Origin of the sequence: Pseudarthrobacter sp. lyk4-40-TYG-27 (assembly GCF_030209295.1) — a bacterium.
In the GTDB taxonomy this organism is placed as follows: domain Bacteria; phylum Actinomycetota; class Actinomycetes; order Actinomycetales; family Micrococcaceae; genus Arthrobacter.
Map to the genome: position 1 here is coordinate 167,728 of NZ_JARVSH010000007.1, position 15,426 is coordinate 183,153.

At 65.7% G+C, this 15,426-nt stretch carries 14 protein-coding genes and 1 tRNA gene; all 15 read right to left on the bottom strand.

Annotated features, from left to right (window positions below; all coding sequences use genetic code 11):
- Nucleotides 1–79: 79 nt before the first annotated feature.
- Nucleotides 80–979: a Bax inhibitor-1/YccA family protein gene (locus tag QRM96_RS14900; RefSeq protein WP_285320105.1), complete on the bottom strand. Its 900-nt coding sequence runs from the start codon at nt 977–979 to the stop codon at nt 80–82.
- Nucleotides 980–1,127: 148 nt separating this feature from the next.
- The gene (locus tag QRM96_RS14905; protein ID WP_018761901.1) at nt 1,128–1,841 is read right to left on the bottom strand and encodes an ABC transporter ATP-binding protein; all 714 of its coding nucleotides are present in this window, start codon (nt 1,839–1,841) and stop codon (nt 1,128–1,130) included.
- Entirely contained in the window at nt 1,828–2,775 is a 948-nt protein-coding gene (locus tag QRM96_RS14910; protein ID WP_285320106.1) for an ABC transporter ATP-binding protein, read from the bottom strand. Before QRM96_RS14910 ends, QRM96_RS14905 begins: the two co-directional genes overlap by 14 nt.
- Nucleotides 2,772–4,016, bottom strand: coding sequence for a branched-chain amino acid ABC transporter permease (locus QRM96_RS14915; protein WP_018761903.1), 1,245 nt, complete (start codon nt 4,014–4,016; stop codon nt 2,772–2,774). Before QRM96_RS14915 ends, QRM96_RS14910 begins: the two co-directional genes overlap by 4 nt.
- Entirely contained in the window at nt 4,013–5,020 is a 1,008-nt protein-coding gene (locus tag QRM96_RS14920) for a branched-chain amino acid ABC transporter permease (RefSeq protein WP_018761904.1), read from the bottom strand. Before QRM96_RS14920 ends, QRM96_RS14915 begins: the two co-directional genes overlap by 4 nt.
- A 153-nt stretch (nt 5,021–5,173) precedes the next feature.
- Complete coding sequence (locus tag QRM96_RS14925) at nt 5,174–6,406, bottom strand: branched-chain amino acid ABC transporter substrate-binding protein (protein ID WP_018761905.1); 1,233 nt, start codon at nt 6,404–6,406, stop codon at nt 5,174–5,176.
- 246 nt (nt 6,407–6,652) lie between these two features.
- Nucleotides 6,653–6,726, bottom strand: a tRNA-Leu gene (locus tag QRM96_RS14930).
- 105 nt (nt 6,727–6,831) lie between these two features.
- Complete coding sequence (locus QRM96_RS14935; RefSeq protein WP_018761906.1) at nt 6,832–8,298, bottom strand: NAD(P)/FAD-dependent oxidoreductase; 1,467 nt, start codon at nt 8,296–8,298, stop codon at nt 6,832–6,834.
- A 34-nt stretch (nt 8,299–8,332) separates the two neighbouring features.
- Entirely contained in the window at nt 8,333–9,748 is a 1,416-nt protein-coding gene (locus QRM96_RS14940) for a S8 family serine peptidase (protein ID WP_018761907.1), read from the bottom strand.
- 4 nt (nt 9,749–9,752) lie between these two features.
- Nucleotides 9,753–10,700 (bottom strand): Ppx/GppA phosphatase family protein, encoded by a 948-nt coding sequence (locus tag QRM96_RS14945; protein WP_285320107.1) that lies wholly within the window; start codon nt 10,698–10,700, stop codon nt 9,753–9,755.
- Nucleotides 10,697–11,368: a DUF501 domain-containing protein gene (locus tag QRM96_RS14950; RefSeq protein WP_285320108.1), complete on the bottom strand. Its 672-nt coding sequence runs from the start codon at nt 11,366–11,368 to the stop codon at nt 10,697–10,699. The genes QRM96_RS14945 and QRM96_RS14950 overlap by 4 nt, the downstream gene beginning before the upstream one ends.
- 27 nt (nt 11,369–11,395) lie before the next feature.
- Nucleotides 11,396–12,076 carry an FtsB family cell division protein gene (locus QRM96_RS14955; protein WP_285320109.1) on the bottom strand — a complete coding sequence of 227 codons (681 nt, stop codon included), beginning with the start codon at nt 12,074–12,076 and terminating at the stop codon, nt 11,396–11,398.
- A gap of 137 nt (nt 12,077–12,213) precedes the next feature.
- A complete protein-coding gene (gene eno / locus QRM96_RS14960) occupies nt 12,214–13,494 on the bottom strand; it encodes a phosphopyruvate hydratase (protein WP_285320110.1) in 1,281 nt (426 codons plus the stop codon).
- A 118-nt stretch (nt 13,495–13,612) separates the two neighbouring features.
- Nucleotides 13,613–14,185: a MazG nucleotide pyrophosphohydrolase domain-containing protein gene (locus QRM96_RS14965; RefSeq protein ID WP_081624148.1), complete on the bottom strand. Its 573-nt coding sequence runs from the start codon at nt 14,183–14,185 to the stop codon at nt 13,613–13,615.
- Nucleotides 14,186–14,264: 79 nt separating this feature from the next.
- A complete protein-coding gene (locus QRM96_RS14970; protein WP_285320111.1) occupies nt 14,265–15,401 on the bottom strand; it encodes an adenosine deaminase in 1,137 nt (378 codons plus the stop codon).
- Between the last annotated feature and the right edge of the window lie 25 nt (nt 15,402–15,426).

The window sequence follows — 15,426 nt, forward strand, 5'->3', positions numbered from 1 at the left end:
GGACGCAAAAGGCCGTGGGCCCCACCGTTTGGTGGGGCCCACGGCCTTTGCTGACGACGGCGGCAATTGCCGCCGGTGCCTAGTCGTCGCCGCGCAGGATGGCCAGCAGGCGGATGATTTCCACGTACAGCCAGACCAGCGTGACGGTGAGGCCGAAGGCCGCCGTCCAGGAGAAGCGCTGCGGAGCGCCTCTGCGGACTCCGGCCTCGATGCTGGTGAAGTCCATGACCAGCGAGAAGGCGGCAAGCCCAATCGCCAGCAGGCCGATGACGACGCCGATCATGCCGCTGCGCAGGCCGAAGGGCTCCTGCGTCAGGCCGGTCATCATCATGACAAGGTTGACGATGGAGAACAGGGCGTAGCCGCCGAGTGCGATCATGAAGAAGCGCATGGCCTTGGGTGTTGCACGCACCTTGCCACTCTTGAACAGCAGGAGGGTTACGGCGAAGACCGAAAGCGTGCCGACGACTGCCTGCAGGCCCACACCTGGGTACTGCGTGTCCAGGATCCGGGTCAGGCCGCCAAGGAAGAGTCCTTCCAGGGCGGCATAGGCGAGGATGAGTGCGGGCGAGGGCTGCTTCTTGAACGTGTTGACCAGGGCCAGCACGAAACCGCCCAGGGCTCCGACAATCATCAGCAGGGAGGCCAGCCCCAGGCCAACGGTCAGCGTGATGGCTGCGCCTACCAGCACGGCGCCGAGGCAGGCCGCGGTCTTCATGATGACGTCGTCGAACGTCATCCTGCCGGTGTCGGCGGGGCCGGCAGACGGCTGGTTGTACATCTGCTGGAGTTGTTCGTCCGTCATGCCCTGGGATTGGGTGCTCCACCCCTGCTGGCCGTAGGACGGCTGGCCGTACGGCTGCTGACCGTACGGCGCCTGGCCGTAAGGAGCACCGTACGGAGCCTGCGGGACAGAAGGTGCCTGGGTGGCGCCACGGAAACTCTTTCCGTTGAAGATCGGGTTGCCGCCAAGTGCCATTGCGGAATTCCTCCATGTGGGTGTGGGTGATGAGCTGATTGTTACGCTACCAAGTCCCACGTGGAGGCCGTGGTGAAAGTTCCCGCGGGGCCCGGTTGCAACCGAACCGTGACCGTTGCCTCCCGGACAACCGGGCCCCGCAGGGCAGCTATCCCACGCCCAGGTAGGCCTCTTTGATGGAGGGATCTTCCAGCAATTGCTTGCCGGTGCCACTGTGCGTGATCTCGCCGGTCTCCAGGACGAAGGCCCGGTGCGCTCCCGCCAGGGCCTGGTTGGCGTTCTGCTCCACCATCAGGACGGTGGTGCCTTGGTTGTTGATCTCCTTGATGATCTTGAAGATCTGCCGGATGAACTGCGGTGCCAGCCCCATGGACGGCTCGTCCAGCAGGAGCAGCTTCGGGTTGGACATCAGGGCCCGTCCGATGGCGAGCATCTGCTGCTCGCCCCCGGACATGGTTCCGCCGAACTGCTTCTCGCGTTCCTTCAGCCGCGGGAACAAGTCGAAGACGCGGTCCAGGTCCTTGGATACGCCGCTTCTGTCCTTGCGCCCGAAGGTGCCCATGTCGAGGTTTTCCATCACCGTCATGCCCGGGAAGATCCCACGGCCCTCGGGCGCCTGCGAAATCCCGTGCACCACCCGGATGTGCGCCTTCATCTTGGTGATGTCCTGGCCCGCGAAGGTGATCTTTCCCTCGGAGCAGTTCAACAGGCCGGAGATGGTGCGCATGGTGGTGGTCTTGCCGGCGCCGTTGGCGCCGATCAGCGCCACCACTTCGCCTTCTTCCACCGTGAAGGAGATGTTCCGCAGCGCCTGGATGCGGCCGTAGTGGACGGAAACGTCCTCAAGTTCAAGCAACGTCATCTTCGGGCTCTCCTAGGTAGGCGGCAATGACCCTCGGGTCTTCGCGGATCTCGCGCGGCAGTCCGTCCGCGATCTTCTTCCCGAACTCCAGCACCACGATCCGGTCGGTGACACCCATCACGAGCTTCATGTCGTGCTCGATCAGCAGTACGGTGTAACCCTCGTCCCTGATGGTGCGGATGAGCGCCATCAGCTCCTCTTTCTCGGCCGGGTTGAAGCCGGCGGCCGGCTCGTCGAGGCAGAGTACCTTCGGATCGGTAGCCAGTGCCCGGGCGATCTCCAGCCGGCGCTGGAAACCGTAAGGCAGCTGGCGGGACAGGACGTGGGCGTGGCTGCTGATGCCCACGAAATCAAGCAGTGCCATGCCGCGCTCGATGGCGGACTTTTCCTCCTTGATGTGGGTGGGCAGTCGCAGCAGGGCCCCGCCAACGCTGGTCCGGTGCCGCGCGTCCAGGCCCACCACCACGTTTTCCAACGCCGTCATTTCGCCGAAGAGCCGGATGTTCTGGAAAGTGCGGGACAAGCCCAGACGGGTGATCTTATGCTGCTTGATGCCGTTCAGGACCTGGCCCTCCAACACCACCTTCCCGCTGGTGGGCTTGTAGACCCCGGTCATGGCGTTGAAGCAGGTCGTCTTGCCGGCGCCGTTGGGACCGATAAGCCCCAGGATCTCGCCGCGCTTGATGTTGAAGCTGACGTTGTCCAATGCCACGAGGCCGCCGAACTTGATCGTGAGGTTCTGGACCTCCACGATGTTGTCGCCCACCGCAACCGCGATATCGCGGTCCGGTGCCACTTTCTCGGCCAGTTCCTGGTCCACCCCGGCTTCGGCCAGGGCTTCGATGTCCATTTCGGGTGCTGCAACTGCCGGGCTGCCCTTGTCCGGCTGCTCCCCGACGCTGCCGGAGCCGGCCTGCCGTTCCTCGGAACTCATGCCTCCGCTCCCCTCTCTCCGGCCGTGCGGGTCCCGGGGCCGGCTGTTGGATTGTCCGTGTCTTTGGTTTGCGTGTCCCGGGCCGCGACCTTATTGAAAGCTGTCCGGCCATAGGCGAGCAGGCGCTGCCGTGCCGGGAGCAGCCCCTGCGAGCGGAAGATCATGATCAGGACCAGGGCGATGCCAAAGATCAGGTATTTGTACTCGGCGATGGCCGTGAACCTCAACGGAATGTAGCTGACCAGGGCCCCACCCAGGATGGCGCCGACCTTGTTGCCGGCCCCGCCGAGCACGACGGCAGCGAGGAACAGGATTGAGGTGGTGACGTCGAACTTCTGGTTATTGACGAACCCCACCTGCCCGGCAAAAAGCGCGCCGGAAAGGCCGCCGATCGCGGCGCCGATGGCAAATGCCCACACCTTGTACTTGAAGGTGGGAACACCCATGATTTCAGCTGCGTCCTCATCCTCGCGGATGGCGATCCAGGCGCGGCCAACCCGGCTGCGCTCCAGGTTGCCCACCAGGAGGGTGACGATGATGATGATGGTCAGGGTCAGCCAGTACCAGGGCACACCGTTCGAGTTGGAGAAGATGGGCGTACCGTCAGCTTCGGTACCGGGCGGATGGCCGACGTTCTGGAAACCGACCTGGCCCTTCATGGCGGGAATGATCGTGGCCAGGATGCGGACGATCTCACCAAATCCAAGCGTCACAATGGCCAGGTAGTCGCCCCGAAGCCGGAGGGTGGGGACACCCAGCACCACGCCGAAGAACATTGTCACGGCCATGGCCACCGGAATGGTCCACAGGTAAGGGATGTGCAGGAAGGGTGAATCGGGGCTGGTCAGCATCGCCGCGCAGTATGAGCCAACGGCGAAGAAGGCGACATACCCAAGGTCCAGCAGGCCTGCGTATCCCACCACCACGTTGAGGCCTACCGCGATGAGGGCAAACCGTGCCATATCGAAGCATGCCAGGGCGAAATTGTTGCCCGGCTCGGTGGTGATGATGGGCGGGTTGAGCAGCGGGAGCAGGTAGGCCAGGACAACGACGATGACCAGGAATGCCCACTGCTGCTGGCGCGACAGGGCGTGCCACCGGTCGGAGAAGTACCCGGACTTGCGTTTCCCGCGCTGGCGCAGATCGCTCCTGCCGGCCGCCTTGGAAGAGGCTTCCCGGTCCTCAGCAGCCTGTGCGGCGGCCGCCGTCTGCAGCGGCGTGGGTCCATCCGTCATGCTCATGCTTTGCTCCTTCCAAGGGACGTGCCCAGGATGCCTTCGGGCCGCAGCAGCAGCACGAGCACCAGCACCACGAAGGCCACGACGTCGGTCCACTGCGAGTTTCCGAGCAGGATCTGGCCGTAGTTGCCGATCAAGCCGAGCAGCAGTCCACCCAGCAGGGCGCCGCGGACGTTGCCGATGCCCCCGAGCACGGCTGCGGCGAAGGCCTTGATGCCGAGGACGAATCCGCCGCTGTACTGGACACCGGAGGGGATTTTCATGACGTAGAACAATGCTGCGGCTCCTGCGAGCAGGCCCCCGATGATGAAGGTAGTAATAATGATGCGCTCTTTGTTGACACCCATCAACGTCGCGGTATCCGGGTCCTGGGCGACTGCCCTGATGCCGCGGCCGGTGCGGGACTTGCTGATGAAACGGTCGATGCCGACCATCATGATGACGGCCGCGATGATGATCACCAGCTGCTGGGAATCGACGATGGTGCCGAAGACATCAAAGATGGGGGTGGGCCGGAACATTGTCAGCGCAAGTTCGGGGCTGGGACCGCGCCACAGGTAGATGAGGTACTGGATGGTGAACGAGGCGCCAATGGCGGTGATCAGGAAGACCAGGCGCGGGGCGTTGCGTTGCCGGAGCGGTTTATAGGCAATGCGCTCAAGCAGGAAGGCCGTGACTGCGGAGGCCAGCATGGCAAGGACCAAGGCCAGCAGCAGGTTCAGGATGATGGCCCAGATGTCGAGGCGGGGAACGGACGGGCCGAAGCCCAGGCTGCTCAGGGTGAAGAAGACGGCGTAGCAGCCAACGATGAACACTTCAGAGTGTGCGAAGTTAATCAGGTTCAGGACGCCGTACACGAGGGTGTAGCCAAGGGCGACCAGCGCGTAGATGGCGCCGAACGTCAGGCCGTCAAAGGTGGCACTCCAGAAATTCTGGGCCAGGGACGGTATATCGAAAGTGATCCAGTCATTTTCAGTCGGGAGCAGTGGGACGAGAGAGGGAAGCATGGGAACATCCTGATCCAGTTGCACGGGGCCTTGTGGGCCCGGCCGAGGGACTTATGTCTAGTGACGTAGCTTGGTCCTGGGTTTGTTGCCAAGCGAAGAAAAGGCTGTGGGGGCCTGCAGTGCTGGCCCCCACAGCCGATTCCCGCCGGTTTGCTACTCCCCGATGGGCCCGATCGGAACGATCTTCCCGTTTTCCACCTTGTAGCCGTAGACGGTCGGAGCCTGGAGCTCGCCCTTGGCATCCCACTTGTAGTGCTTGCTGAAGCCGTCCTTGTCGTAGGACTTCACCCACGACAGCAGATCTGCGCGGCTCTGCTTGCCCGCGTCGATGCCGGAAAGGAGCACCGTTGCGGCATCGTAGCCTTCGATGGAGTACGTACCGGGCTCGGCGCCCTTGGAGACGTCCTTGTAAGCGGATGCGAAGTCCGGGATCAGTTCACCCGGGAGGCAGGGGCAGGTGAAGTAGGCGTTGTTCGAGGCATCGCCTGCCTGCTTGATGAACTGGTCATCCTTGACACCGTCGGGTGCCACGAATGTTCCGGTGAATCCCTTTCCGACCAGCTGCTGGTCGAACGGTGCGCCTTCGGCGTAGTAGCCGGCGTAGAAGACGGCGTCGGCCTTGGCGTTCATGATCTTGGAAATGACTGCGGAGAAGTCCTTCTGCCCCGTGGTTACCTTCTCCGTGCCGGCCAGGGCGCTGCCCAGGCCTGCAGAGGTGGAGGTGCCCAGGCCGATGCCGTAGTCGGAGTCATCCTGGACCAGGTAGACCTTCTTGGCCCCGAGCTTGCCGGTGAGGAACTTCGCGGCGGCCGGGCCTTGGACGGCGTCGTTGCCGAGGCCGCGGAAGAAAGTGGTCCAGCCGTTTTCGGTCAGCGTGGGGTTGGTGGCCGACGGGGTGATGTGGACCAGGCCCTTCTGCTCGAAAATGTTGCCGGTTGCCTTGGACTCGCCGGAGAACGGCAGGCCGATGACACCAAGGATGTCGGGCTCGCTCACCAACTGGGTCACCGGACCGGTGGCCTTGTTCGGGTCACCTTCGGTGTCGAACTTCTTGAACTGGACCTGGCAGCCCGGGTTGGCCTTGTTGTGCTGGTCGATGGCGAGCTGGATGCCGTTGAAGATGTTGACGCCCAGCTGTGCGTTCGGGCCGGTCTGAGCGCCGGCATAGGCCAGCGTGGTGGTGGCCGGGCAGGTTGCCTTGCCGTCGCCGGCCGGCTTGACCGCGCCGGAAGGAACATCCACCTTCGAAATGGCGGGGATGTTCACTTTGCTGGAGGAGCCGGAGCTTTCGGTGGTGCCGGGGCCCGCCTGGTTGGCGCAGGCCGACAGCAGCATGCTGAATGTGGCTGCTGCTGCCAACGAGGTGAGGACTTTCTTTCGGTACATTTGTCTGCCTTCCGAAACAGGGCCATGCGATGCGCGTGCGGATCAATGGGGCGCTGCGGCGCCCGAAAATGGGACCAGGTATTCCTGATTTAGGTTCAAGCTAGTGCATGGAAGGCAGCGAATCTAAGTGACTGAGGTCACAGCCTTATAACAGTCGTTGCCTATGTGGAATTAAATGGCGAAAGCCGCCTGCAATGCAGGCGGCTTTCGCTGGTGTGGGCGTCAGTTCCCCGTGCGTGGCAGTTGTACCCCAGGTGGGACTCGAACCCACAACACGCGGATTTTAAGTCCGCTGCCTCTGCCAATTGGGCTACTGGGGCGCCGGGTCAATGGTACCTGCCGGCGGCGTATTGCCGGGAAACGCCGACGGCGGCCGTCCCCGGGAAAGGGGACAGCCGCCGTCGGCATGCTGAAGCGCGGAGGCGCTACTTGGCGTTTGCCGCCACCGTTTCCTTCGGAGCGGTCGTGGCGGATGAACCGGAGCCGGACGCAGGAACGGCTGCGGGTGCAGCCGCAGGCTTGGGAGCCGGGGTGGCCGCCGCGACGAAGGCGCCGCGCGGGTTGTCCAGGTCCAGCAGCTGCGTGGTGTCGCGGCCGGCAAAGAAGCTGATGATCCAGTTCAGGATGACGCGGAACTTGCGCTCAACGGTGGGCATGGCCATGCCGTGGTAACCGCGGTGTGCCAGCCAGGCAAGACCGCCCTTGAGGCCGATCCGGCCCAGGAGGTTGATGTTGGCAACACCCTTCCATTCGCCGAAGCCGGCCACGGCACCGAGGTTCTTGTGCTTGTAGTCCCCCAGCGGCTTTTCCCAGCGCGAGGCCCAGAGGTTCTTCGCGAGGCGCTTGGCCTGGCGGAGGGCGTGCTGGGCGTTCGGGACGCAGGTGCCGTCCGGGAGGCCCTTCCCGGTGAGGTCCGGAACAGCCGCGATGTCACCGGCTGCCCAGGCGTTCTCCACGATGCCTTCGTCGCCGGCGATGCGCAGGTCCGGCAGGACGCGGACGCGGCCGCGCGGCTCGAGCGGGAAGTCGGTGGAACGGACCATGGGGTTGGCCTGCACGCCTGCAGTCCACACCAGGGTGTCGGCCTCGAATTCCTGCGCGGGCGTCTTGTCCGGCAGGTTGATGAGTTTCAGGCTGCCCTCGGCGCTGTCCAGCGACGTGTTCAGCAGGACCTCGATGCCACGGCTGCGGAGGTGCTCCACGACCCAGTCGGCCTGCTTGGCGGTGACCTCGGGCATGATGCGGCCCATGGCTTCAACCAGGACGAAGCGGATTTCCTCCTGCTTGACGCGCGGGTTGTTGCGCACGGCGGCGCGGGCAAGGTCTTCCATTTCGGTAATGCACTCGATGCCGGCGAAGCCGCCGCCGACCACCACGAAGGTGAGGGCCTTGGCGCGAGCAGCGGGGTCCGTCATGGTGGAGGCAACTTCGATGCGCTCCAGCAGCTTGTTGCGCAGGGCAACGGCTTCTTCGATGGTCTTCAGGCCGATGCCCTTGTCCGCCAGGCCCTTGATGGGGAACGTGCGGGTGATGGCGCCGGCTGCGAGGACGACGTCGAAATAGGGAACCTCAAAGTTTTCGCCGCCGTCGGCGGGTGCCACCACAGCCGTCCGGTTGACGTGGTCGATCGAGGTGACGCGGCCCTGGATCAGTTCCGTCTGCTTGAGGTGCTGGCGGTGGGACACCACCGCGTGGCGGGCTTCGATGTTGCCGCCGGCCACTTCGGGAAGGAAGGGCTGGTAAGTCATGTAGGGCAGGGGATCAACGACGGTGACGATGCCACCGGCATTCGCGATCTTCTTCTGCAGTTTCAGTGCTACGTACAAGCCGACGTACCCGCCGCCGACGACGAGTACCCTGGGACGGTCCTGGAGCTGTGGGGTGGTTGCCATAGTTTAAGGATAGCGCAGTTTGTGAAAATCTTCACTAACTTGGTCGCTGGTCCGTAACGTGACGTTCCCGGGGCAGATCCACCCGTTCCACCACTCCTGTGTCCGGGTCCTCCCTGGCCAGGGCCGGGTTGCGGGATGCCCGCCTGAGCTGGAAGGCCGCTGCCGCGATGATGGCCACGAACAGGGCGGCGAAACCAATCACGACGGCGGCGCCGATGGCACTGTCGCGCTGCGAGGGGGCCTTGGCGGCGGGGACGGTTGCCTCCGGCAGGGTTGGCGCGGCGCTGGGCACCGGGGTGGCGGAGGGAAGCGGGGTTGCCGGTGCTGCGTTGCCGCGCCGGTGGACCCGGATCCATTCGGCAATGGTGCCCAGCGGGTTCACCGACACTTCCGGGACCTCTGCCTTGAGGGCGGCCTCCGCGTTGAGGATGCCGTAGCCGTACAGCGGGTCCTTTCCGGGGGCGCCGGCATCCTTCGCCGTTGAGACGATCCTGTTAATGACCTGCTCGGCACTCATGTCCGGCCATTTGGACCGGATCAGGGCGGCCACCCCGGCAACGATCGGCGTGGACCCTGACGTTCCGGCCCACTCCGCGTAGCTCCCGCCGGGGAGCCCGCCCACCAGGTTCTCCGCAGGCGCGGCCACCCCGATGCTGATCCCTTGCGAGGAAGCATCCACGCTGGCGGTGTTCTTGCGGTCCAGGCCGGCGACGGTGAGGACACCGGGAATGGTTGCGGGAGCGCCCACCTGGGTGTTGCCGCCTACCCGGTTGCCGGCCGCGGCCACGATGACCACGTCCTTTTGTTCGGCATACAGGAACGCCGCATCCCAGCTTTGGGGCCATTGGGGTGTGGTGCTGCCGAGCGAAATGTTGATGACCTTGGCACCGTTGTCCACGGCCCAGCGGACGGCCTCTGGAATCTGGTCCTGGTCGCTCTTGCCGGAAGGGTTCGGGGAACCCAGCCAGGTGGAAACGGAAAGGAGCTGCGCTTCCGGCGCCACGCCCATGATCCCGTCCGGCGGCGTGCCGGCGGGCCCGGGGCTGGGGCTGGGGCTGGGCGAGGGACTGGCCGGCTGGTGCCCGCGGCCTGCCAGCATGGTGGCCACCAAGGTGCCGTGTTCGGGCTTGGAACCGACGCTTTTCTGGCCGTCCGGCTGGCCGGATCCGGACGCGTCATAGCCGCCGGTGACCACACCTTTGAGGTCCGGGTGCTGGGCGTCTATGCCGCTGTCGATGACGGCTACCTTGACTCCGGCGCCCTTGGAGACCTCCCAGGCCTTGGTGATGCCGGAATCTGCCAGCCAATATTCCTTGTCGCGCCAATCGTCGGCCTTGGCGGCCGGGGCGGTAAAGAGGCCGGCGCACAGGCAACATGCTGCGAGCAGGACAGCGACAAGGGCCGCGGCGGCCCGGCGCGCAGGCGGGGTCGGAGCTGGGGTGGACTGCATGCGGCTAGCCCATGCCCAGGGCGATGCCGTCAAGGATGTCGTGCTCGCTCGCGGTGGCGGAGGTGATCCTGCCGCCGGTCAGCGTGCCCATCCGTTCCAGGATGCGGCGCCATACCAGTCCCCCGGCGCCAATCACATCCACCCGGCCCGGGTGCATGTACGGCAGGTCCGCGCGCCGGGCGCGGGTCATCTCGAGCAGGTCACCGGCCGCGGCCGTGACGACCTCGATGGGCAGCTCAGCGCCGTGGATGGCCTGCGGCGAATATTCGGGCAGGCGGAGGGCGTGCGCAGTGATGGTGGTGACGGACCCGGCCACACCGACGACGGCGGTGGCGCGTTCGAGCGGAACGTCGCGTCCGGCGCGGGCCAGGGCGGCGTCAACGTCGGCTTCGGCGGCCGCCACCTGTTCGGCGGTGGGCGGATCATCGCGCAGGTGCCGCTCCGTGAGGCGGACACAGCCAATGTCCACGGACTTGGCGGCCGTGACCCCGGCCGCGGTGCCGAGGACGAATTCGGTGCTTCCGCCGCCGAGGTCGACCACCAGGACTTCGTGGCCGTCCAGGATGGGCAGCACACTGCTGGCGCCGGCGAACGACAAGGCCGCTTCCTCATCACCGGAAATGACCTCCGGTTCAACTCCCAGCAGGTCCCGGATGCCGTCTACGAAGACGTCGCGGTTGCGTGCGTCGCGGGTTGCCGAGGTCGCAACGAACCGGGTGCGTTCCGCGCCGTGCTCACCGATGAGGCGGGCATAGTCTGCGGCGGCGGCAAAGGTGCGTTCCAGCGCTTCCGGAGCCAGTTCGCCGGTGGCGTCCACCCCCTGGCCCAGCCGGATCACGCGCATTTCCCGGACGACGTCGGTCAAGGCCGCACTGCCGCTGCTCCGGTCGATGTCCGCGATCAGGAGCCGGATGGAGTTGGTGCCGCAGTCGATGGCGGCCACGCGCGTCATTCCGCCACCCCGGCGTCGCGGGCAGGCTTTCGCACGGGCGCGGGGCGGCCAACGATGTCCGGCAGGCCCTGGGGGCCGTGGCGGCTGAGATCCCGGGACGGCGCTGCCCCGGTGGTGTCCCAGGCGCCGTCGCAGTAGCATTTGTCCGTCGTCCACCACTCGCTGATCATTCCAAGGGCTTGGTCGCCGAGCGGGTTGACGCCGGGACCGGACGCCAGGGAGTGGCCCACGAGGACGTGCAGGCACTTGACGCGTACGGGCATGCCGCCGGCCGAGACGCCGTCGATTTCCGGCACCGGGCCGATGCCGGAACGTTCTCCGATCGCATTCCGGGCGGCCAGGTATTCGTCATGGGCCGACCGGTAAGCCGCAGCGAGGGCGGGGTCCCCGGCGAGCTGGTCATTCATCTCATTCATGACGCCGGCGGCTTCCAGCCTGGACACCGCGGAGGTGATCACCGGATGGGTCAGGTAGAACGTGGTGGGGAACGGGGTCCCGTTGCTGAGACGGGGGGCGGTCGCGGCGACGAGCGGGTTGCCGCAGACGCACCGTGCCGGAATTTCCACGACATCGCGGACAGGACGTCCCAGCTGCCTGCTCAGTACGTCAAGGTCGTGTGCTGTCGGTTGGCGGGATTCGTCCCGGGCGGCTTCCGTGCTGTGTTCCATTGTCGCGGGCCGTCCTTCCTGTGCGGTTCAGTCTGTGGCCGCGCGCCTGATGGACTCCCACAGGGAATCCACCCACGGCAGATCGGCGGGGTCTTGTGCTGTTGCGCCGGCGGGGCTACTGCTCTCTCCGGCCGGTTCATCGCTGCCAAAAACCCAGTAGCCGGTTTCGCCCGGCATAACCATATTAATGCGGTCGCGGGCCTGCTGCTTGACGTAGTTGGGGTCCTGCCACCGCGAAACCTGCTGCCGGAGGGCATCCCCCTGGGCCTGGCGTGCGGCGATATCGGCATTCAGCGCGTCGATTTCGGCCTTTTTATCGAAGAAGATCTTCACCGTGGGCGCCAGCATGATGGTGATGGCCACCATCACCACGGCCAGGGCCAGCATGCGGCCGGAGAACGCTTTGGCGGGGACGGGGTGCTGATCGCCATCGCTGTCCCGGCCGTCCTTGCCGTCAATGGAGCTGCTGCCCTTGCGTCCGGCGGACGCCTTGGGCGTGGTTGCCTCCCCCGACTTTCCGGCCGGGCGGCTTGCAGTTCCGCGGCTGCCGGCGCCATGTCCCGGTGACGCGCCTGCGGCGCCGGTGTCCTTGGCCGGGCGGAAATCCGCCCGGATGACCTCCGCCCCGCCGGAGGTACCGTCGTCGGCCGTATCCTTTGCCGGACGGGCGGGGGCGACCTTGGGAACTTTGGGGCGGCGGGTAGCCATGACACTCCTGAAACGCAGCCTCCCTGGGCCGCCACTATCTGTGCTGGACAAACACTGCTGGGACCATTGCTGCGAAAAGCAACAGCGGTGGCTATGGTCTTCCAACCATAGCCACCGCCGATGGGTTTAGCCGGTTACTAGCCCTTGAAACGCGGGAACGCGCTGCGGCCGGCGTAGCGTGCGGCGTCGTCGAGTTCCTCTTCGATGCGCAGCAGCTGGTTGTACTTGGCAACGCGCTCGGAGCGGGCAGGTGCGCCGGTCTTGATCTGGCCTGCGTTGGTGGCCACCGCGATGTCGGCGATGGTGGTGTCCTCGGTTTCACCGGAGCGGTGCGAGGTGATGGTGGTGTAGCCGGCGCGCTGGGCCAGGCTGACGGCGTCCAGGGTCTCGGTCAGGGAACCGATCTGGTTGACCTTGACCAGCAGGGAGTTGGCCGTCTTGGTGTCGATGCCGCGCTGCAGGATGGACGGGTTGGTGACGAAGAGGTCATCGCCCACCAGCTGGACCTTGTCGCCGATGGCGTCGGTGAGGGTCTTCCAGCCTTCCCAGTCGTTCTCGTCCAGCGGGTCCTCGATGGACACCAGCGGGTAGTCGGCAACGAGTTCGGCGTAGTAGGCGCTCATCTCGCTGGCGGACAGGGCCTTGCCTTCGAACCGGTAGGAGCCGTCCTTGAAGAACTCGGAGGAGGCGACGTCCAGGGCCAGGGCGATGTCCTTGCCCGGGGTGTAGCCGGCGTTCTTGATGGCTTCCTGGATCAGGTCCAGTGCCGCGCGGTTGGACGGCAGGTTCGGGGCGAAGCCGCCCTCGTCGCCCAGGCCGGTGGACAGGCCCTGTTCCTTCAGGACGGACTTGAGGTTGTGGTACACCTCAACGCCCCAGCGCAGGCCCTCGGAGAAGGTTTCGGCGCCGATAGGGGCGATCATGAATTCCTGGATGTCGACGTCGGAGTCGGCGTGGGACCCACCGTTGAGGATGTTCATCAGCGGCACGGGCAGGACGTGGGCGTTCGGGCCGCCCAGGTACTTGTAGAGGGGCAGGTCGGCGGATGCTGCGGCAGCGTTGGCGACGGCCAGGGAGACGCCCAGGATGGCGTTGGCGCCGAGTTTGCCCTTGTTGGGGGTGCCGTCCAGGTCCAGCATGGCCTGGTCGATGCTGCGCTGGTCGGTGGCGTCGAAGCCGGTCAGGGCGGGGGCGATCTGGTCGATCACGGCGTCGACGGCCTTCTGCACGCCCTTGCCGAGGTAGCGGCCCTTGTCGCCGTCGCGCAGTTCAACGGCTTCGTGCTCACCGGTGGAAGCACCGGAGGGAACTGCGGCGCGGCCGATCTGGCCGTCGGACAGCAGGACTTCAACTTCAACAGTGGGGTTGCCGCGGGAATCAAGGATCTCGCGGGCGTGGATGGCATCGATAAGCGCCATGAATTTGCTCCTTATGGGCGATTAACGGGGGGAATCAGGCAGAAAACTCGACGTACTCGTCAGGGACTAGCGTAGTCGAGAGTGCTCCGGGTTACTCAAACCGGTCAAGGCCCGGACGTCATGATGCCGCTTGGTCGCCGTGGTAGCGGCGTACGGCGGTACGGAGGGCGCGCTCGGCGTCCATGCCGCGGTCCCGGGCGGAACGCACGACGGCGAGCAGCAGGGTTCCCAGTTCTTCCTCGCTTTCGGGGACGGGAACCCCGTCGGGCAGCCCGAGCCCTGCCCGGGCCGCCCGGTCGAGCGATTTTTGCGCCTTGGCCAGCGCCGGGAGGGCAGCGGGGACTCCTTCGAAGGCATGGCGCCGCTCCGGGCGCTCCGCCCGTTTGACCGCATCCCACGTCTGCTCGATTTCCGCCACGGTGGCAGGGAAGGTGTCCTGCAGGGAACCGTCGGGCCGGAAGACGTGGGGGTTCCGGCGGACCATTTTGGCAGCCAGTCCGCGCGCGACGTCGTCGAACGTGAACGCGCCTCGTTCCTCGGCAAGGCGGGCGTGCAGCACCACTTGGAGCAGGACGTCACCGAGCTCGCCCTGGAGTTCGGCGTCGGGGTGGCCCTCCTCAATGGTCTCAGCCACCTCGTAAGCCTCCTCGAGGAGGTATTCCACCAGCGAGGCGTGCGTCAGGGCACCCATCCAGGGGCAGTGCTCGCGCAGCTGGGCCATCTTTTCCAGCAGCTCCGCAGTGGCGGAGCTGCCGGGAGGAGGATCCTGGTCAGCCAAGGTTGGCGTAGGCGTCGTTGATGTATTCCACCAGTGCTTCCTTCTCCTCCAAGGGCAGGAAGGACGCCTCGGCCGCGTTCAGGGTCAGCTCCAGCAGGTCGTCAAGGTCGTAGTCGAACGTCTCCACCAGCAGGTTGAACTCGTCCGTCAGCGTGACGCCGCTCATCAGGCGGTTGTCGGTGTTGATGGTGACATTGAAGCCCAGCTGGTACAGCATGTCCAGCGGGTGGCTTTCGATACCCTCGCCAAATTCGGCGATGGCTCCCGTCTGGAGGTTGGAGGACGGGCAGATTTCCAGGGCGATGCCGCGGTCACGAACCCAGCTGGAGAGGTCGCCGAGGGTGACCAGGCCGACGGTGTCGACGGCCTCGTCGTCATCGTCGAATTCCACCATGATGTCCTCGGCGATCCGGACGCCGTGTCCCAGGCGGAGGGCGCGGCCGTCCACCAGTGCAGACTGGATGCTCTCCAGCCCCGCAGCCTCGCCGGCGTGCACCGTGGCGGGGAAGTTGTGCTGGGCCAGGTAGGTGAACGCGTCCTTGAAACGGCTGGGCAGGAAGCCGTCCTCCGCCCCTGCGATGTCAAAGCCCACTGCGCCCTGGTTGCGGTGGCGCACGGCGAGTTCGGCGATTTCCTGGCCGCGGTCCGCGTGGCGCATGGCGGTGATCAGCTGGCCCACCTGGATCTCCCGGCCGCTCTCCGACACGGCCTCGACGCCGGCTTCCAGGCCGTCCTGGACCGCTTCCACGGCTTCATCCAGGCTGAGCCCCTTCTGCAGGTGCTGCTCCGGCGCCCACCGGACCTCGCCGTAGACCACGCCGTCATCCGCCAGGTCTTCGACGAACTCCTTGGCCACGCGGAACAGGCCGTCGTAGGTCTGCATTACGGCCACGGTGTGGTCGAAGGTTTCCAGGTAGCGGACCAGGGACCCGGAGTCGGCGGATTCGCGGAACCACTCCCCCAGGGCAACCGGGTCCGTCGAGGGGAGGGTGTGCCCCACGGCTTCCGCCAGCTCGATAATCGTGGCCGGACGGAGTCCCCCGTCCAAGTGGTCGTGAAGGGAAACCTTGGGCAGGCTCTTCAGGTCGAAATCAATGGCAGGGGCAGCGTCAAGAATGGGCTCAGTCACGTTCCCACCTTAGGGTGGGGCGGGG